The following is an 18,409-nucleotide window of genomic DNA, read 5'->3' on the forward strand; positions in this document are numbered from 1 at the left end:
GCGATGAAGAGGACGTTGCGGCGCGCGGTGATCTCGCGGACGGCCGGGAGGTAGTCGGCCGGCGGCACGACGATGCCCGCCTCGCCCTGGATCGGCTCGATCAGCACCGCCACGGTGTCGTCGTCGATCGCGGCCTCGAGGGCTTCCGCGTCGCCGAACGGGACCGTGCGGAATCCGGGCGTGAACGGAGCGAAGCCGTCGCGCGCCTCCGCGTCGTCGCTGAACGAGATGATCGTGGTCGTGCGACCGTGGAAGTTGCCCGCCGCGACGATGATGTTCGCCCGGCCCGGAGCGACGCCCTTGACCCGGTAGCCCCAGGCGCGGGCGACCTTGATGCCCGACTCGACCGCCTCCGCGCCCGTGTTCATCGGCAGGACCATGTCCTTGCCGGCGAGCGCGGCGAGCGCCGTGACGAACGGGCCGAGGCGGTCGTTGTGGAACGCGCGGCTGGTCAGGGTGACGCGGCCGAGCTGCTCGCGGGCCGCCTCCAGCAGCACCGGGTGCGAGTGGCCGAAGTTCACGGCGGAGTAGGCGGCGAGGCAGTCGAGGTAGCGGACGCCCTCGACGTCGGTGATCCAGGCGCCGTCGCCGGTGGCCGCGACGACGGGCAGCGGGTGGTAGTTGTGGGCGGCGTGCTCCTCCTCCGCGGCGATGAGGGCGGCGGAGCGGGCGGTGTCGGTGTCGGTGATGCTCATGTCGTTCCTCCTGAGGGGACGATCGACTCTCCAGGAGTCGTCGCACTCGGCGTCGAGTGCGACGGATCGTGGACAGTGGAGGGTGGGTCGGCGCTGCTGGTCGCCGACCACGGGGAGTGGGTCAGCGGCGCAGCTCGAGCGTGCAGCACTTCACGCCGCCGCCGCCGAGCAGCAGCTCGGACAGGTCGACGCCGATCGGGTTGTAGCCGCGCTCGCGCAGCTGGCGCTCGAAGCCCGTCGCACGGGACGCGATGACGACGTTGAGGCCGTCGGAGAAGGAGTTCAGCCCGAGCACGGACGCGTCCTCCTCCGAGACGAGGATCGCGTCGGGGTAGAGCTCGCGGAGGGTGCGGTTGCCCTCCTCGCTGAACGCGCTCGGAAGGTAGGCGATGTTCGTGTCGTCGAGCACGGCGATCGCGGTGTCGAGGTGGTAGAACGACGGGTTCACGAGCTCGAGCGTGACGACCTCGCGGCCGAAGACGCGGGCGACCTCGGCGTGCGAGTCGGAGGCGGAGCGGAAGCCCGTGCCGGCGAGGATCCGCTCGCCGACGAGGAGGAAGTCGCCCTCGCCCTCGTTGACCTCCTCGGGGACGCGGACGTCGAAGCCGGCCGAGCGGAACCAGTCCATGTACGCCGGGCCCTCGGGCTGGCGCTCGGGGTAGGTGAAGGAGGCACCGTAGGCGATGCCGTCGATCACGAATCCGCCGTTGGCTGCGTAGACCATGTCCGGCAGTCCGGCCTCGGGCTCGATCAGCTCGATCGTGAAGCCGAGGTCGGCGTAGGTGTCGTGGAGGGTCTGCCACTGCCGGACGGCGAGGGAGGTGTCGGTGGGGACCTGCGGGTCCATCCACGGATTGATGCGGTAGACGACGGTGAAGTGCTCGGGACGGCACATCAGGATCGTCTTCGCGACGGGGGTTCGGGCGGGTGCCTCGGCGAGCACGGCGGTATCGGTCATTCGAGTCCTCCTGCGAAAGGATGCGGATGAGCGGACCGGGTCCAGTGGCTCCGTGCCCCGCGCATGACGCAACGGGATGGAGCACGCTCGCGCCCAGTCTTGCACGCGCCGATCGTGCGGTTCTCGCCGCGGGGCGCACGGAACGCGCGTGAACGGTGGGTGCGGCGCGGGAAATCACCGCCGGTCTTCCGCGGGGCGCTGTGATGCCGCCGCGACTCTCGCCTTGAGGCGGCTTCCGGAGGGATGACGCGGCGCCTCTCGGAGGAAGAGCCTTATCCCTCGCTTGTCATCGCGCTGATGACATCTGTGGAATCCGTCGAATTCCGCCCTGAATGGGGGACTTAGGGCAGCGATAAGCGGCATGGGACGATCCCTCCGGCCCGACAGTCGTCGGCCTTCTCGCTCCGACGAATCCGGATGCCCTCCTCCATGCGAACGAAGACCCTCAGCGTCTCCCTTTTCCTCGCCCTGCTCCTCTCCCTCTTCGTCGCGACCCCGGCCCAGGCCGCGGGTTCGCCGGCTGCGCCGACGAACGTGACCGTGACCGACAACGACTGCACCGATGCGGTCACCGTCTCCTGGACGCCGTCCGCGTCGGCGACGGCCGGATATCGGATCCACGTGTATAGCCAGTATTCGGGTTACTACGAAGACGGTGACGTCTACTCCGCAAAGCTGATCGAGACGGGGCGTACCACGACATCGACGTTCGACCTTCCGCGGTCCTGGGACTACTACTACATCGAGGTGTCCAGCGTCTCGGACCTGAACGCTCCATACTCCGGCGGGACGGACGGGGAGTCTCTGGTCGCCTCTTCCACCCAGAGCGCCCCCGCCGAGGAGTCGCTCTACCACTTCTGGGACGTCCCCGCGCCGGGCGATCTGAGTGTCGCGGCAGATCCGACCTCGTCTCTTGCCACGGCGCGCTGGGAGAGGCCTTCCGCCGGTGGTGAAGACTGCAATTTCGACCGGTACTACTACGACCTCGACAACCTGAACTCGCAGTACGACTGGGACCAGTACCCCGATTACGATAGCTACCTCGACGCCGACGCCACGTCCGTCGACCTGAATATCGCCCCGTTCCAGCGGTACAAATTCTGCGTGTGGGCAGCGTCGCTCAGCGAGCGCCCTTACAACGAGTCTCCTGATTTCTCGCACTCCCCGGAGTCGTGTGTCACCTTCGGCACCGGAACATCGGCGGCTTTCTCGCCCGACTACGTCGATGGGTACTCCTCGGGCACCGCGATCACCGTCACCTGGGCTGCCCCCTGGAACGACGGCGGTAGCGATATCACCGGCTACCGGGTAGCCCGCAACGGCACCGATTCGTCCGGCAGCGGCCCCTGGTCGACCGTCGTCTCCGCCGACCGCCGCTCGCAGACGTTCACGAACCTCCGCCCGAACACCTCCTACACCTTCACCGTTCAGGCGATCAACGCGATCGGCACCAGCGAAGCGGCAACGGTCACCCGCACCGCCGACCCGTACGAAGCCCCGTCCGTTCCCACGCGCGTCGCCGGCACCACGAACGACAGCGTGCGATCCGCGACGATCTCATGGTCTCCTCCGGAGTCGGCCGGCAACCCGGCGATCACCGGCTACCGCGTCTCGCGCAACGGCGTCGACAACGCGGGCGCCGGTCCGTGGTCGACGACGGTCGCCGCCACCGCCCGCTCCTTCACGTTCACGCACCTGGCGGCGGGCGCCACCTACACGATGAGCGTCAGCGCGATCAACGCCGGAGGCGACAGCGGGGCGGCATCGACCGTCGTGCGCATCGGCGGCACCGCCCTCACCGCCGCGACGCCGACCGTCACCGGCACCGCCGCGGTCGGCTCGACGCTCACGGCGAGCGCCGGCACCTGGGGTCCCTCCCCCGTGGCACTCGCGTACCAGTGGCGCGCGAACGGCACCGCGATCAGCGGGGCGACCGGCACCACGTACCGTCCGGTCGCGGGCGACGCGGGCAGGGTGATCACCGTCGCCGTCACGGGCTCGAAGTCGGGCTACGTCTCGACCACGCGGGTCTCCTCCGGGACCGCTGCCGTGACCGGCGGCGCGATCACCGCCGCGACGCCGACCATCAGCGGCACGGCGAAGGTCGGCTCGACCCTCACCGCGAAGCCCGGCACCTGGGGTCCCTCCCCCGTCGCCCTCGCCTACCAGTGGAAGGCGAACGGCACCGCTCTGAGCGGGGCGACGTCCGCGACGTACACGCCGACCGGCGCCACTCTCGGCAAAACGATCACCGTGACGGTCACGGGGTCGAAGTCCGGATTCACCGCTGTGACGAAGACCTCCGCGAAGACGAGCGCCGTGGTGGCGGGCACCCTCTCCGCCGCGACCCCGACGATCACCGGCACCGCGAAGGTCGGCTCCACCCTGACCGCCAAGCCGGGCACGTGGGGTCCCTCGCCGGTGGCCCTCACCTACCAGTGGAAGGCGAACGGCACCGCGATCTCCGGGGCGACCTCCGCCACCTACAAGCCGACCAGCGCCACGGTGGGGAAGAAGATCACGGTGACCGTCACCGGCAAGAAGGCCGACTACACGACGGCGACGCGCACCTCCGCCGCCACCGCAGCGGTCGTCAAGTAGGGGATCCGACCCGGGCCGCCGGGGGAGCCTGCTCGCGCGGACTCCTCCGGCGGCCCCGGGAATCCACCACCATCGTCCCCCGGACGGGGGCCCATCCCGCCGACACCCGCCCTCGCCCGGAGGCGGGCGGCGGCTAGCATTCAGACACCGTGTCCGCCGCGGCCTCCCGCGGATCCTGCCGAAAGGCCCGCCGTGCCCGCACGCCCCCTCGCCGCGATCGGCGTCTCCGCTCTCCTGCTGGCCGGCCTCGCCGCCGGTCCGGCCGTCGCCGCCCCCGATCTCCCGGGCGCGAGCGCCGCGCAGGAGGCGGCCGCCGAGGTCGTCCTCTCCGGCACCATCGCGCTCCGCGACGCCGACGAGGAGCACCCCGCCCCCGAGAACCCGTACTTCTACGTCCAGGTCGAGGACGCCGAAGGGGACGTGGTCGCCCAGGCGAACACGGGCGCGGACTTCTCCCTCCCCGTTCCCGGCGGCGAGCCCCTCACCGTCCGCGCGAACCTGATCGGCAGCGACGACTGGTACCCGACCTGGTTCGGCGACACCCCGGTCGCCGAGGCCGCGAGGACGACCCGGGGGACCGACGAGTCCGTCGCCATCTCCCTCCTGCGCACCGCCGAGCTGTCCGGATCGGTCACCGCCGACGCGGTCCCGGGCGTCTCCTCCCCCTCCTTCGACGTGCAGGCCTGGTGGGTCGACGGAGGGACGTACTCGCTGCTCGACACCGTCCCCGTCACCGGAGCCCCCGACGCCGCCCGCGCGTGGGACACGGGCGACCTCGCCCTGCCCGCCGGCGACTACCTCCTGCGCCTCGTGGAGCCGGGGTACCCCGCCTACGACGACCAGTACTTCTCGCGCCTGGCCCGCCTCGACGAGCGCGCGGTCGTCACCGTGCCGGCGGGCGGCCGCAGCGGCATCGACTTCTTCCCGTCGGCCTACTCCTCCGACGTCGCCCGCCTCGCCGGGACCGACCGGTACGCGACCGCTGTCGCGGTGACCGCCTCCGGATTCGCCGACGGCGCCCCCGTCGTCTACCTCGCCAGCGGAGCGAACTGGCCGGACGCGCTGAGCGCCGGCCCCGCCGCCGCGAAGCAGGGCGGCGCCCTCCTGCTCACCGACCCGAGCGTCCTGCCCGCCGTGGTGGCGGCCGAGCTGCGCCGCCTCGCCCCGCAGCGGATCGTCGTGGTCGGCAGCGCCCTCTCCGTGAGCGAGTCGGTGCTCCAGCAGGTGAAGGCCCTCGGGATCCCGACCGAGCGCATCGAGGGCGTCGACCGCTACGACACCTCGCGCCGGATCGTCGAGGACGCCTTCCCCGACGGCAGCTACGAGAACGTCTTCGTCGCGACCGGCACCAACTTCCCGGACGCCCTCTCGGTCGCGCCGATCGCCGGCCGCCGCGCCGAGCCCGTCCTCCTCGTCGACGGCGCCCGCTCGCGCCTCGACCAGCCGACCCGCGACACCCTCGCCGGACTCGACCCCTCCTCCGTGCAGCTGCTCGGCGGCGCGCCGTCGATCTCGACCGCCGTCGAGGCCGACCTGCGCGCCGCGAAGATCGCCGACACCGTGTCGCGCATCGCCGGGACGGACCGCCACGACACCAGCCGACACCTCAACGACGTCTTCCCGCCGTCCGAGCTGGGCGACACCGTCTACCTCGCGACCGCCACCGGCTTCGCCGACGCGCTGGCCGTCGGCCCGGTCGCCGCGAAGCAGGGCGCCCCGCTCTACCTCAGCGAGCCGACCTGCCTGCCGCGCAGCACCCGTGTGAAGATGCAGGGCCACGACCTCGATCAGGTGCTGCTCCTCGGCAGCCCCCTGACCCTGTCGGCGCAGGTGCGCTCGCTGTCCGCCTGCTGAGACCCGAGACGCACCGCACGAGCCCTGGAGATCCATGAGCGCCACCGCCGACCGTCCCCTCCTCGTCGGCATCGAGACCGGGGGCACGAAGGTCGTCGCGGCGGTCGCCGACGCCGCTGATCCCGAGCGGATCCTCGCGACGACGACCCTGCCGACCCGCGGGCCCGCCGAGACTCTCGCCGATCTGGCCGGCTTCGTCAGCGGCCACGGAGTCGACGGCACCGTCGCCGCGGTCGGCGTCGCCTCCTTCGGCCCGCTCGACATCGACCCCGGCTCGCCGACCTATGGGCACCTCACCTCCACGCCGAAGCTCGGCTGGGAGGGCACCGACGTTCTCGGCCCGATCGGCGCGGCCGCACCGGGCGCCCGGCTCGCGCTGGTCACCGACGTCAACGGAGCCGCCCTGGGCGAGGCCCGCTGGGGCGCCGGGGCCGGAGTCGACGACTTCGTCTACCTGACCGTCGGCACCGGAGTCGGCGGCGGCGTGATCGCGGGCGGACGGCTCCTCGCCGGCAGCGGCTGGCCCGAGGTCGCGCACCTGCTGCCCCGCCGCCACCCCGAGGACGGCTTCGCCGGCACCTGCCCGTTCCACGGCGACTGCCTCGAGGGCCTGGTCGCCGGTCCCGCGATCTCGGCGCGCTGGGGCGTCGACGGCTCCCGCCTCGGCACCGAGGAGGCGGCCGCGAACCTCCGCTTCAGCTCCTACTACCTCGCGCAGCTGGTCACGACGCTCGCCTACGTCGCGGGCGTGCGGCTCGCGGTCGTCGGCGGAGGCGTGTCGAAGACGCCGGGGCTCGTCCCCGCGGTCGAGGCCGAGGTCGAGCGGCTGATGGGCGCGCCCGGAGCGACGGGGACGGGCGGCGGGCGGATCCGCATCGTGCGCCCGGCCCTCGGCGACGAGTCCGGGGTGCGCGGGGCGATCTCGCTGGCGGAGTCCCTGCTCGCCTGAGCTCTACCCTCGTCCCATGAGCGACCGACCCGTCGACCCCTCCGCCCCCGACTCCGGTCGCGACGAGACGGTGGAGGAGCGATCCGACCGCAACTGGAACGAGATCCTGCAGGAGCTGCGGGTCGTGCAGACCGGCACGCAGATCCTGGGCGGCTTCCTGCTGACGCTGTGCTTCCAGCAGCGCTTCGCCGACCTCGCGCCGCCCGACGTGGCGCTCTACCTCGTGCTCGTCCTGCTCGCCGCGTGCGTCACGATCCTGGCGCTGGCGCCCGTCATCGCCCACCGGCTGCTGTTCCAGCGGCGGAGGAAGGCCGAGCTGGTGCGGTTCGGCAACCGGGTGGTCACGGTGTGCCTCGCGGCGGGATCGCTGCTGTTCGTCGGAGTCGTGGGCTTCGTGTTCGACGTCGTGCTGGGCGGGCCGGCGGGCCTCTGGGCGGGCGGAGGCGTGCTGCTGCTGCTCGCCGTGGTCTGGGCGACCGCGCCGGTCCTCCTGCGGAGGCGCTGAGGGCGGTGGAGTCTGCCCGCCCCTCCCCCGCGAGTCAACGGGGTACCCGGGTCCGCCGCGCTCTTCCTACCGTGGCCGCGAGGCGCGCACCGCGCCGACGCGAGAGGAGCACCATGACCGACCGGACCGAGCAGCCGCAGGAGAACCCGCAGAACCACGACCACGTCGACGACGCGGGCGTCGACAAGCCCTCGCAGGCCGAGGGCGACGACACCGAGGGATCGGCCGGCTGATCGCCGCCTCGATCCCCGTCCTCCCCGCGATCGACAGCAGCGCGGCCGTCCTCGCCGACGGCTACCTCTTCGGGACGCGGCGCTTCGACGACGTGGGCTCGGACGCGTTCCGCACCCGGATCCTCGGACGGCCCGTGATCATGGCGCGCGGCATCGAGGCGGCGCGCTTCTTCTACGAGGGCGGGCGCTTCGACCGCGAGGGCGCGCTGCCCGGCTCCGTGCTGCACCTCCTGCAGGACGAGGGCAGCGTGCAGACCCTCGAGGACGAGCCGCACCGGAGGCGGAAGCGCATGTTCCTGGATCTGGTGGAGACGCCCGAGCAGCGGTCGAGGCTGGTCTCGGCCTTCGCGCGGGAGTGGCAGGCGTCCGCCGCCCGGCTGACGGGCGAGCGGGTCCGCCTCCAGGACGTCGCCGCGGAGGTCCTGGGCCGCGCGGTCCTGTCGTGGGCCGGCATCGAGGCCGACGAGGAGGAGGTGCTGCGGCGCACGGACGAGCTCCGGGCGATGATCGACAACGCCGGGCGCTTCGGCCCGCCCAACTGGGCCGCGCGGCTCCGCCGCCGCTCGACCGAGCGATGGGCGCGCGGCCTGATCGAGGCGAGCCGGACGGCCGGACCCTCCCCGACTCCCCTGCACCGGATCGCGCACGAGAAGGAGGACGGCGGCCTCCTGCCCGTCGAGGTCGCCGCGGTGGAGCTGATCAACGTGCTGCGGCCCACGGTCGCGGTGGGGCGCTTCGTGGTGCTGGCGGCGCTCGCGCTGCACCGGCATCCGGAGTGGCGCGAGCGGCTCGCCGACCAGGAGGAGCGCGTCGCGTTCGCGAACGAGGTGCGGCGCTTCTACCCGTTCTTCCCGATGGTCGGAGGAAGGGCCCGCCGGGAGCTGGACTTCCGCGGCGAGACGCTTCCCGCGGGGCAGTGGATGCTGCTCGACCTCTACGCGACGGACCACGGCTCGCACTGGGAGGTGCCGGGCCGCTTCGATCCGGAGCGGTTCCGGTCGCCGGTCGACCGCAACGGCTTCATCGCCCAGGGCGGCGGGCACTACGGAGGCGACCACCGGTGCCCGGGCGAGCCGGCGACCGTCGACCTGCTGTCCGCGGCGCTGGAGCTCCTGGCCGCGGGGCACCCGTACGACGTCGAGGACGGGCAGGATCTGCGCGTGAGCCTGCAGAGCTTCCCGACCGGGCCGGAGGACGGCTTCGTGGTGAGGTTCCGCTAGGGGCGGGCGGGCCCGGCTCGCGGCCTCGGCGGGCGGCCTCGGTCGGCGGCCTCCGCGGGGGCGGTCCTCCTCCACAGGCCGCGGTTCCGCGCGCTCTCCCCGGATCCGCTCGGGCACTCCCCGCCCGCCTCGCCCGACGAGCACGCTCGGGGGATGCAGAAGCCGAGTCAGTCCTCCGGAGCGTCGAGCTCCTCGAGCGCCCGCAGCGCCTCGCGGGCGCGCTCGAGCCGATCGGCCTCGGGCTCGTCCCACCATGCCGGTCCGCGCTCGCCCAGCCCGTGCTTGGCGAGCCCGACCCTCCTGCGCGCCAGCGCCTCCGCCTCCGCGTCCTCGTGCATCCTGGCCGAGCGCACTCCCGAGCGCCCGCGCCCGAGGTGCGAGGTGAGGACGGCGACCACGTCCTCCGGCAGCGAGGGGTCGGTGCGCCGCCATCGGCGGCCCTTCACCACGAGCCAGCGCTCGTCGTCCTCGTCGCTCACCCCGTCACCGCCGCCTCGGGTTGAGCCGGTCACCGGTGCTCGTGAGGTCCACCTGATCCGGCAGGAGGAGCGCCTCGATGCGCCCCGCGGCGGAGAGCCGCAGCAGGTCGTCGACGAGGGCGCGCGAGCCGCCGATCAGCGTCGAGTCGAAGTCGACCTCGCTCGCGAGGTACCAGGCCCGGTCCTCCGGCCAGAGCGCGAGCGGAGTCTGCACGACGAGCCCGGAGGCGTCGGCGAAGCCCGCCGCGCGCGCCCACGCGGTGTCCTCGAGCACCCTGACGTCGAGCGAGAGCAGAGGCCCCTCCCGCCCCGGCAGCTCGACCGTCGCCGCGGCGGCGGTCTCGGGGTGCTCCCAGCCGGTCGGCCGGGTGTCGCTCATCCACTCGGGCAGCTCCTCCGAGGCGTCCGAGCGGGAGATCAGGATCCGCGACCCGCCGCTCAGCACGCCGAACCCCTCCCAGAACACGGCGAGGCAGTCGTCGGGGGTGCTCGTGTGCTCCGCGAGCACGGCGGCGACGGCCGCGAGCTCGTCGAGCGGGAGCACTCCGAGGCGGGGCTCCGGGTACTCGTCGGGATGCTCGCCGGTGAGCGAGTACCACTGCGCGAGCGGATGCAGGAGCGTCCCCTCCCGCTCGGCGACCTCGCGCCAGCGCCGGGGCGGGTCGTCGGAGGGGTGCAGGATCCGCACGGCCGCCTCGAACAGCGGAGGGACGATCCCCTCGAAGCGCCCGAACGCACCGAGAGCGCCCAGCATCGGCTCCGCCCGCCCAGCGTCCCGCTCGGCGCGCAGGGGCGCGTCCTGGGGTGTCGGCTCGACCATCGGCCCAGGCTAGCGCTGGACTGTCGCTCCGCTCAGGGCGGAGAGGGCCCGTTGCGGCCCCGTCTCGCGGGCGAGGCCCTCGGCGAGCGCCGTCAGCCGTTCCCGGGCGGGAGCGTCGAGTGCGAGCATCCGCCGCGCAGCCTCCGCGAGCTGTCCCGCGGATGCGGCGTTGGGGTCGAGCACGGCGGCGAACCCGGCGTCCTCGAGCGCGGCCGCCCCCGCGAACTGGTCCGTCGAGAACGGCAGGACGACGAGCGGCACGCCCGCGGTCATCGCCTCCGTGACGCTGTTGTTGCCGCCGTGGCTGACCGCGAGCGCGGCCCGGCGCAGGAGCGCGACCTGCGGCAGGAAGCCGCGGACCAGCCAGCCCTCGGGGATCTCGCCCAGGGCCGAGCGCTCGGTCGCGCCGGAGGCGAGAGCCACGCGGACGGGCCTGCCCCCGACCTCGACGCAGGCCAGGGCCTCGACGACCCGGGCGAGCACGTCGTCGCGCACCGAGAGGAAGCTGCCGAAGCTCACGTAGACGACCGGATCGTCGGACGCGGCGAGCCACTCCTCGACCTCCGCGTCGTCGGGCTCCTCGCGGACGGCGGAGCCGAGGAACGCGTGCGGCGGCAGCTGAGCGGTGCGGGCCGAGTCGTGGAGCTCGCCCGGGTAGTTGAGCAGCAGGACGTCGCCGCTCTCGGCGAAGGCGTCGGCGCTGGGCGCCGCCCCGGGGTCGAGGGTGGTGAGGGCGGCGTTCCACTCCGCGGTGAAGGAGTCGCGCACCTGCTCGCAGAGGGCGCGGAGCGCATCGAGGTCGTCGGGCTCCGGAGCGAAGGCGTCCGGCCAGACCGGGGGGAAGCCGTAGACTTCGCCGGGCACCGTGAGCGCGCTGGGGTGGCCGAGCACGACGTCGCCGTAGGGCACGCGGAGTGCCTTCAGCGCCACGCGCGCGGTGAAGGCGAGGTGGTCGACCACGATCGCGTCGGGCTGCACCTCGTCGAGGATCACGCGCAGGCGCGCGGCGACGCCGGCCGGATCCCAGAGCAGGTCGGTGAGCCGCTCCCGCGCCTGGTAGGCGAGGGTCGGGACCATCCCGCGCCGGGTGGCGTCGAAGAAGCCGCGGAGGGACGCGCCCTCGTCGGGCGCCTGCTCCTCCGCGCGGATCGTGCCCGGGTTGGAGCCGCGCCCCAGCCGGAGCGCGATGTGCTCGAATCCGAAGCCGTCCACGATGGAGCGCGTCGCGTCGCCGGTGGCCACGACGACGCGCTCGCCCGCCTCCTGCCACGCCGTGCCGAGGGTCGCCAGCGGCAGCAGGTGCGACGCGTAGTCGGGGCTGATGATCAGCAGGGTCACGAGGCCCCCAGCACGAGCGGCGAGCGGAGGGGACGCTCCTGGTCCGCGGTCGCGTGCGCGTAGACGCCCGAGAGGGCATGAGCCATGGCCTGCACCGTGTAGCGCTCGGCGACCATCGCACGCCCGCGGGCCGCGGCGTGCTCGCCGAGAGGCCCTCCTGCGAGATCCAGTGCGGCGGCGGCGCCGGCGGCGAGTGCCGCGGGGTCGGCGGTGTCGACCAGGAAGCCGGTCTCCCCCTCCTCGACGTAGGTCGCGGGCCCGCCTGTCGCCGGAGCGACGACGACCAGTCCTGCGGAGAGCGCCTCGAGGAGGGCGATGCCGAACTCCTCCTTGACGCTCGCGCAGACGTAGGCGCCTCCCGGAGCAGAGAGCCCCGGTCGGCCGTGCCGGATCGCGCCGAGCCAGCGGGCCACGGTCCCGTTCGGGCGGTGGCCGGCCAGGAGCAGCCCGTCGGACGCGACGGCGCGGACGCGGTCGAGCTGCTCACGTTCGTCGGGGCTCGGGTCGGCGAGGTCGCCGCCGACCAGGAGCAGGTTGGCGCGCTCCCGGAGCGAGGGGTCGGACGCCCAGGCCTCGGCGAGCGCCGCCATCCCCTTCACCCGGTGCAGGCGGCCCACGCTGAGCAGCAGCGGGAGGCCGCGGCGGTGCTCGGGCAGCTCCTCCAGCAGGAGGTCGAGCGAGGCCAGGTCCCCGCCCTCGTCCAGCGCGACCGGCTCACCGGCGGCGGAGGCCCGTGCGGCCGCCTCGCCGCGCTCGACCAGGCCGACGTCGATCCCCTCCGGGACGATCGTGTGCCGCTCCGGGTGCGCGGTGATGTCGACGCCGATCAGCTCGCGGATGGTCGCCGCCAGCTCCTCCCGCGGGAACAGGACGGTGTGCGCGGCGTCGGCGGCCAGGCGCTGCACCAGGCGCACGCGGAACCAGAAGTGCTCGGCGGCGTCGCGCTCACCGAAGTCCGCGCGGGTGAGGGCGCCGGAGGCGTCCAGGCCCGCGATCAGGGCGTGCGGGTCCGGAGCGAGGGTGAACACGACGGGGATCTCGAGCTCCCGGGCGACCGCGGCCGCCGCGAGGGATCCGACGTCCGCCATGCGCAGGTGCAGCACGTCGACCCGGCCGGCCGCGCGCAGGATCCGGCGGATGCCGCGCTCGGCGGCGATGCGACGGCTCCACGCCTGAGGCATGGCCACGGGCGGCCCCACGAACGGGACCGGAGCGAAGCCGTGGCCGGAGTCGGGCAGCTCGCCGAGCGCGCGCTCGGCCTCGGCCGGAGTCCCGCGCGAGAGCGTGAGCACCCGGTCGATGCCCTCCTGCTCGACGAGCGAGTCGCCCAGGCGCACCAGCAGGGTCGCGATGCCGCCGTTGTCGCCGGCGCCCACCCGCGTCAGGGTGCCGTCGATGTCGGCGTGGACGAAGAGCTGCGCGACCGTCGGCCCTGCCTCCACGGCCGGTGCGGGGGCGAGGTCGCCGAGGGCGAGCCGGGCGAGGGGCCCGATGGGCGCCGCCTCCTCGGCCAGGCCGGTGAGCAGGAGCTCGGCGTCGTCGGAGCCGCGCTCGCCGAGCGCGTCCGTCGCGGCGGCCCGCGCCTCCAGCCCCTCCGCGCGATCGGCGGCCACGTGCAGGAGGGTGCGCTCGGCGATCGTGCCGGGCACGAGGCCCAGGGTCTCGACGAGCCGTGCCCGGGCCGCCGCTTCGCGCTCGCCGAGCAGCGCGCCCTCGAGCGCGACGGCGACGAGGTCGGGGGTCGAGGAGGCCCAGAGCAGGACGGTGCGCTGCGCGAGCATGCCCGAGAAGCCGCCGTCGCGGACCAGGCGCAGCAGCGGTCCGAGCGCGGCGGGGCGGGGCAGGCGCCCGCCGAAGGCCCAGGCGGCGTGCTCGCGGAGGTACGGGCGCTCGTCCTCGAGCAGCATCAGCAGCGCGAGGTCGGCCTCCTCGTCGAAGACCTGCGCGAGCGAGTGCACGGCCGCGATCGCAGTGAGCTGGTCCGAGGGGTCCAGGGCTGCGCGGGTGAGCAGGCGCACCGCGCGGCCACCACCGTCGCTCACCGCGGCGACCGTCAGCTCGTCCGCCATCCGGACGGCCTCGAGCAGAGTGGGAGCGGCGCGCACGGCGTCGAGAGCGGTCTGCGTGGCCATGGTTCACCTGGTCTGTCGGAGCGGAGAGTGCGACGGAGCGCGACTCCCGACCGCTGGAGCGGCCCAGGAGGAGCGGACCGGTACCGAGCATGCCGCGTGGGCGGCTGGGATTTCGCCACTTGCGTCGGATCTCCTCCCGCGGTACGGCCTCCTGTCAAGGGGGTGATGGCCGCAGTTCGTTTGCGCAACGCGCGAGGATCCTCAGCCGCGGGTCCACTCCAGGAGCCGCTCGACCGGCCAGGTGGTCACGATCCGCTCCTCCGGGACGCCGAGCCGCTCCGCCCGCTCGGCTCCGTAGTCGAGCAGGCCCAGCTGGCCCGGAGCGTGCGCGTCGCTGTCGATCGAGAACAGGCAGCCCTCCTCGAGCGCGAGCGCGATCAGCTCGTCCGGCGGGTCCTCGCGCTCGGGGCGGGCGTTGATCTCGACCGCGGTGGAGTGGTCGGCGCACGCCCGGAACACGGCCCGGGCGTCGAAGGTCGACGGCGGGCGGGTGCCGCGCTCGCCCGACACCAGCCGCCCCGTGACGTGGCCGAGGACGTCGGTCCGCGGATCCGAGGCCGCCGCGACCAGCCGGGCGGTCATCTCGCGGGAGGGCAGCCGCAGCTTCGAGTGGGCGCTCGCGACGACCACGTCGAGGCGGTCCAGCAGCTCGTCCGTCTGGTCGAGCGCGCCGTCCTCGAGGACGTCGACCTCGATCCCGCTGAGCAGCCGCAGGGTCCCGGTGTCGAGGCCCGCGAGATGGGCCAGCTGCTCCTCCAGCCGCTCCGCGCTGAGACCGTGGGCGACACGGAGCCGCGGCGAGTGGTCGGTGAGCGCCAGGTACTCGTGGCCGAGCGCGCGGGCCGCGTCCACCATCGCGAGGACGGGCGTCGCCCCGTCGGACCACTCGCTGTGGCTGTGGAGGTCGCCGCGCAGCCGTCCCCGCAGCGCGCTCGCGGGCGGAGGAGCCGAGCCGCGCAGCTCCGCGAGGTAGTCGGGCACCCGGCCCGACCGCGCCTGCTCGATCACCGTGAAGGTCGTGTCGCCGATCCCGGAGGCCCGCCGCACGAGGGCGAGGTCGTCCCGCTCGGCGGACGCCATCCCCTCCAGCACCGCGGCCGCCCGGCGGAACGCCTTCGCCCGGTAGCGGGAGGCCCGCTCCCGCTCGAGCAGTGCGGCGATCTCCTCGAGTGCCGCTATCGGGTCCATGCGCCCGGTCTACCACGGCGCCCGCCGCGCCCTCACCCCCTCGACGGCGGCCTCGGCTCCGGCCCCCGGCCTCATCCCGCCTCGGCCCCGCCCCGGTCCCGGCCCCTCGACGCTGGGAACCGGCCGAGCCCCGTTGCCGGCCGCAGCGATCGAGATATATCGTGACTCTCGTCCACTCGCGATGTATCGCGTTTCAGAAAGGCACCCCGGTGCAGGAGGAGGAGCTCATGTCCCTCGAGAAATGGCTCGTACAGGCCGGCGAGACGAAGGTCATCGACCTCGACGTCGTCCGCTCGGTCAAGGTCGCCCTCGTCGGCGGCCAGATCGACGTCATCGCCCACGACGAGCCGACCGCTCGCGTGGAGGTCCACAGCGTCGACGGTCGCCCGCTCAAGGTCTCGATGGACGGCGACCGCCTCGAGATCGACCACGTCCAGCTCCGCTGGGACACCATCGTCGATGTCGTGAAGGGTCTCGGCCGCCGCGGCGACCGCGCCGACATCAGCCTCCTCGTCCCCCGCGGCGTCGACCTCAAGTTCGACACCGTCTCGGCCGACGGCCTGGTCTCGGGTCTCCACAGCGACGCCCGCGTCTCGACGGTCGGCGGCGACATCGTCGTCGACGGCCTGCACGGCGACATCGAGGTGAACACCGTCCACGGCGAGCTCTCGGTCCGCAGCCACACCGGCCGCGTCACCGCGCGCACCGTCTCCGGCGACGTCACCGCGACCGGCGAGCTCACCCGCTTCACCGTCGACGGCGTCTCGGGCAGCGTGTTCGTCGACGCCGAGGGCACCCCCGACCGGATCCAGGCCAACACCGTCAGCGGCGACCTCACGATCCGCGTCGACGAGGGCCTCGGCGCCCGCTACCGCATCAACACCGTCTCGGGCACGCTCCAGCTCGACGGCTCCGTCGTCAAGGGCACCTTCGGCCGGGGCTTCACCTCGACCACGGGCTCGCTCGACTCGAAGTGGGTCGACGTCGCCGCCAACTCCGTCTCGGGAGACGTGGTCGTCGTCCGCCGGTCCGTCGCCGCGTCCTCCGCCTCGGTGGGCGAGGGCTGGGGCTCCCCCGGCGCCGGCCCCGCCGACGGCCGCCGCCCGATGGACGGGAGCTCGCTGTGAGCCCCGTCTTCGCGCACGGCCGCCTGCGCCTCTACCTGCTCAACCTCCTCGCCGAGTCGCCGCGTCACGGCTACGAGCTGATCCAGGCGCTCAGCGAGCGCTTCGGCGGCACCTACGCGCCCAGCGCCGGCACGGTCTACCCGCGCCTCGCGAAGCTCGAGGAGGAGGGACTCGTCACGAAGGAGGCCGACGGCCGCAAGACGGTCTACTCCATCACCGACGCCGGCCGCGCCGAGCTCGCGAACCGCGCGACCGACCTGGGCGACATCGAGGAGGAGCTCACCGACTCCGTCCGCCGGCTCGCCGACGAGGTCCGCCTCGGCGTCGCGGAGGCGATGAAGAGCCTCCGCGCCGACCTGGCCAGCGCCGCCCGCGACTCGCGGGAGCCCGGACGCCGACCGGAGCACTCCGCCGAGGAGCCGCGCCCGCAGGACACGTCCGGCACCCCCTCCGAGCAGCCCGCGCCGGAGCAGGCCGCACCGGCCTCGCCCGACGCGCGCACCGCCTCGCGGATCGCCCTGCGCGACGCCGAGGTGCTGCTCACCGAGTTCCGCGACGAGCTGCGCGCGGAGCTGCGCTCCGCCGCCTCCTCGGGATCCGTGACGACCGCGAGCGTCGACGCCCTGCGCGCCGCGCTCGACGAGGCCCGCGCCTCGGTCCGCTCCACCCTGGACTGAGCCCGGACACCGTACCGCCGGGAGGGCGGGGATCCCGCCCGGGGTCCCCGCCCTCCCGGCGCTACTGCCGCCCGACCGCCAGCGCTTCCTCCTCCACGTCGAGGAACGCCAGAGCGCTCACCACCGCCGGCTCCTGGTACCGCCCCTCGGAGCGCGCGCGGAGCACCGCCTCCCGCTCGGCCGCGATCATCACGCGCCGGAGCCGGTTGTAGGCCTGCGGGAGCGGCTCCACACCCTCGCCCTCCGGCGGGTTCTCCAGGGCGTCGGCGAGGAACGTCGCGTTCCGCCGCAGCCGGTCGAGCACGCGGTCCTCCACTCCGTCCTGCGGCTCCGCGTCGAGCCGGGCGAGCCCGGCGGCCTGCGCCTCGGCGAGCAGCATCTGCTTCTCGACGTGCTCCTGCATCTCGTTCGGGGCCGGCAGCTTCAGGGCGCGGACGAGCCGCGGGAGCGCGAGCCCCTCGACGAGCGTCCCCGCCACCACGATGAAGGCGAGGAACTGCAGGAACGCGCGCTGCGGCGTCTCCGCGGGCAGGAGGAACGCGGCGGCGAGGGTGACCACGCCGCGGATGCCCGCGAACGACACCCCGATCGCGGTCGGCCAGGTCCACCCGCGCTGCTGCAGCCGGCGCGGACCGTGCCGGAACAGCAGCGTCGTCATGCACATCCAGGCCACGCGGCTCCCGACCAGCGCCGCGAGCACGGCCGCGCCGATGCCGACCGTCTGCCAGACCCCGATGCCCGAGTCGGCCGTCGCCTCCACCACCGACGACAGGCTCAGCCCGATGAAGAGGAACACCGCGTTCTCGAGCAGGAACTGGATCGTCCGCCAGTTGAGCGACTCCGCGATCCGCGCCTGCGCCGACTGGATGACCGGCGCCCGGTAGCCCAGGTAGAGCCCCGCGACCACGACCGCCAGCACCCCGGAGCCGTGCAGCAGCTGCGCCGGGATGAACGCGACGTAGGGCGTCACCAGCGAGAGGCTCGTGTCCAGCACGGACGACTGCACCTGCTTGCGCACGAACCCGAGCAGCACGGCGATGCCGATCCCGACCCCGCCGCCCACCGCCACGGCCAGCACGAAGTCGAGCGCGATGCGCCCGGGAGTGACCGTGCTGACGATCGCCAGGAGTGAGGCGTTCAGCGCCACCAGTGCGGTCGCGTCGTTGAGGAGGCTCTCGCCCTCGAGCACCGTGAGCATGCGCCGCGGCAGGCGGAGCCGCCCCGCGATCGCCGTGACCGCCACCGCGTCCGTGGGCGCCACGATCGCGCCGAACGCGAGGGCCGCGGCGACCGTGATCGCCGGGACGACCATCCAGGCCACCGCGCCGACCACCGCGACCGTGAAGACGACGAGCCCGACCGACAGCAGGAGGATGCTGTCGCCGCGGGCGCGGACGTCGAGGACGGAGGTGCGGATCGCCGCCGCGTAGAGCAGCGGCGGCAGGATCCCGAACAGCACCACGTCCGGCTCGACCACCACCTCCGGGATCCCGGGGACGAAGGAGGCGAGGGCTCCGACGGCGACGAGCGCCACGGGAGCGGACCAGTTCACCCGCCCCGACAGCCCGGTGACCAGGACGGTCACCACCACGAACGAGACGATCCAGACGATCGCGACGACGGGCTCCTCCAT

At 73.8% G+C, this 18,409-nt stretch carries 15 protein-coding genes; 7 read left to right on the forward strand and 8 right to left on the reverse strand.

All coding sequences use genetic code 11. From position 1 onward, the window contains the following. Both C5C54_RS11835 and ddaH read right to left on the reverse strand, forming a co-directional pair. The coding region (locus C5C54_RS11835; protein WP_181127884.1) for an aminotransferase class III-fold pyridoxal phosphate-dependent enzyme at nt 1–695 on the reverse strand (695 nt) is incomplete at its 3' end. 121 nt (nt 696–816) lie between these two features. Beyond that, nucleotides 817–1,653, reverse strand: coding sequence for a dimethylargininase (ddaH, locus tag C5C54_RS11840; RefSeq protein ID WP_104260862.1), 837 nt, complete (start codon nt 1,651–1,653; stop codon nt 817–819). Between the two features lie 429 nt (nt 1,654–2,082). Between ddaH and C5C54_RS11845 the strand changes: the two genes are divergently transcribed. The 5 genes from C5C54_RS11845 (at nt 2,083) to C5C54_RS11865 (ending at nt 9,015) form a co-directional block, all read left to right on the forward strand. Continuing rightward, on the forward strand, nt 2,083–4,254 hold the full coding sequence (locus C5C54_RS11845; protein ID WP_181127885.1) for a fibronectin type III domain-containing protein: 2,172 nt from the start codon (nt 2,083–2,085) through the stop codon (nt 4,252–4,254). A gap of 192 nt (nt 4,255–4,446) precedes the next feature. After that, the gene (locus C5C54_RS11850; protein ID WP_104288424.1) at nt 4,447–6,108 is read left to right on the forward strand and encodes a cell wall-binding repeat-containing protein; all 1,662 of its coding nucleotides are present in this window, start codon (nt 4,447–4,449) and stop codon (nt 6,106–6,108) included. A 34-nt stretch (nt 6,109–6,142) separates the two neighbouring features. Continuing rightward, nucleotides 6,143–7,057 (forward strand): ROK family protein, encoded by a 915-nt coding sequence (locus C5C54_RS11855; protein WP_104247415.1) that lies wholly within the window; start codon nt 6,143–6,145, stop codon nt 7,055–7,057. Nucleotides 7,058–7,073: 16 nt separating this feature from the next. Next, complete coding sequence (locus C5C54_RS11860) at nt 7,074–7,562, forward strand: DUF6328 family protein (RefSeq protein WP_104223741.1); 489 nt, start codon at nt 7,074–7,076, stop codon at nt 7,560–7,562. A 325-nt stretch (nt 7,563–7,887) separates the two neighbouring features. Next, nucleotides 7,888–9,015 carry a cytochrome P450 gene (locus C5C54_RS11865; protein ID WP_219812196.1) on the forward strand — a complete coding sequence of 376 codons (1,128 nt, stop codon included), beginning with the start codon at nt 7,888–7,890 and terminating at the stop codon, nt 9,013–9,015. 167 nt (nt 9,016–9,182) lie between these two features. On the opposite strand, the gene C5C54_RS11870 is transcribed toward C5C54_RS11865, so the two are convergent. The 5 genes from C5C54_RS11870 to C5C54_RS11890 all read right to left on the reverse strand — a co-directional run bounded on the left by C5C54_RS11870 (nt 9,183) and on the right by C5C54_RS11890 (nt 14,972). After that, complete coding sequence (locus C5C54_RS11870; RefSeq protein WP_104273215.1) at nt 9,183–9,494, reverse strand: biopolymer transporter Tol; 312 nt, start codon at nt 9,492–9,494, stop codon at nt 9,183–9,185. Nucleotides 9,495–9,498: 4 nt separating this feature from the next. Next, the gene (locus C5C54_RS11875; protein WP_104288426.1) at nt 9,499–10,314 is read right to left on the reverse strand and encodes a hypothetical protein; all 816 of its coding nucleotides are present in this window, start codon (nt 10,312–10,314) and stop codon (nt 9,499–9,501) included. A 9-nt stretch (nt 10,315–10,323) separates the two neighbouring features. Next, the gene (locus C5C54_RS11880) at nt 10,324–11,652 is read right to left on the reverse strand and encodes a glycosyltransferase (protein ID WP_104288427.1); all 1,329 of its coding nucleotides are present in this window, start codon (nt 11,650–11,652) and stop codon (nt 10,324–10,326) included. After that, nucleotides 11,649–13,784: a glycosyltransferase gene (locus C5C54_RS11885; RefSeq protein WP_104288428.1), complete on the reverse strand. Its 2,136-nt coding sequence runs from the start codon at nt 13,782–13,784 to the stop codon at nt 11,649–11,651. Before C5C54_RS11885 ends, C5C54_RS11880 begins: the two co-directional genes overlap by 4 nt. Nucleotides 13,785–13,985: 201 nt before the next feature. Further along, complete coding sequence (locus C5C54_RS11890) at nt 13,986–14,972, reverse strand: PHP domain-containing protein (protein ID WP_104288429.1); 987 nt, start codon at nt 14,970–14,972, stop codon at nt 13,986–13,988. 227 nt (nt 14,973–15,199) lie between these two features. Between C5C54_RS11890 and C5C54_RS11895 the strand changes: the two genes are divergently transcribed. Beyond that, nucleotides 15,200–16,099, forward strand: coding sequence for a hypothetical protein (locus C5C54_RS11895; protein WP_258063310.1), 900 nt, complete (start codon nt 15,200–15,202; stop codon nt 16,097–16,099). After that, nucleotides 16,096–16,776, forward strand: a complete 681-nt coding sequence (locus C5C54_RS11900; RefSeq protein WP_104288430.1) for a PadR family transcriptional regulator — start codon at nt 16,096–16,098, stop codon at nt 16,774–16,776. Before C5C54_RS11895 ends, C5C54_RS11900 begins: the two co-directional genes overlap by 4 nt. Before the next feature lie 61 nt (nt 16,777–16,837). On the opposite strand, the gene C5C54_RS11905 is transcribed toward C5C54_RS11900, so the two are convergent. Then, on the reverse strand, nt 16,838–18,409 hold the full coding sequence (locus C5C54_RS11905; RefSeq protein WP_104223748.1) for a sodium:proton antiporter: 1,572 nt from the start codon (nt 18,407–18,409) through the stop codon (nt 16,838–16,840).

The organism is Rathayibacter sp. AY1F2, from assembly GCF_002930885.1.
In the GTDB taxonomy this organism is placed as follows: domain Bacteria; phylum Actinomycetota; class Actinomycetes; order Actinomycetales; family Microbacteriaceae; genus Rathayibacter.

Excerpts from the sequence above, each read along its gene's own strand:
- ddaH (WP_104260862.1), bottom strand. The coding sequence starts at position 1,653 with ATGACCGATACCGCCGTGCTCGCCGAGGCACCCGCCCGAACCCCCGTC.
- C5C54_RS11845 (WP_181127885.1), top strand. The coding sequence starts at position 2,083 with ATGCGAACGAAGACCCTCAGCGTCTCCCTTTTCCTCGCCCTGCTCCTC.
- C5C54_RS11855 (WP_104247415.1), top strand. The coding sequence starts at position 6,143 with ATGAGCGCCACCGCCGACCGTCCCCTCCTCGTCGGCATCGAGACCGGG.
- C5C54_RS11860 (WP_104223741.1), top strand. The coding sequence starts at position 7,074 with ATGAGCGACCGACCCGTCGACCCCTCCGCCCCCGACTCCGGTCGCGAC.
- C5C54_RS11875 (WP_104288426.1), bottom strand. The coding sequence starts at position 10,314 with ATGGTCGAGCCGACACCCCAGGACGCGCCCCTGCGCGCCGAGCGGGAC.
- C5C54_RS11885 (WP_104288428.1), bottom strand. The coding sequence starts at position 13,784 with ATGGCCACGCAGACCGCTCTCGACGCCGTGCGCGCCGCTCCCACTCTG.
- C5C54_RS11890 (WP_104288429.1), bottom strand. The coding sequence starts at position 14,972 with ATGGACCCGATAGCGGCACTCGAGGAGATCGCCGCACTGCTCGAGCGG.
- C5C54_RS11895 (WP_258063310.1), top strand. The coding sequence starts at position 15,200 with ATGTCCCTCGAGAAATGGCTCGTACAGGCCGGCGAGACGAAGGTCATC.
- C5C54_RS11905 (WP_104223748.1), bottom strand. The coding sequence starts at position 18,409 with ATGGAGGAGCCCGTCGTCGCGATCGTCTGGATCGTCTCGTTCGTGGTG.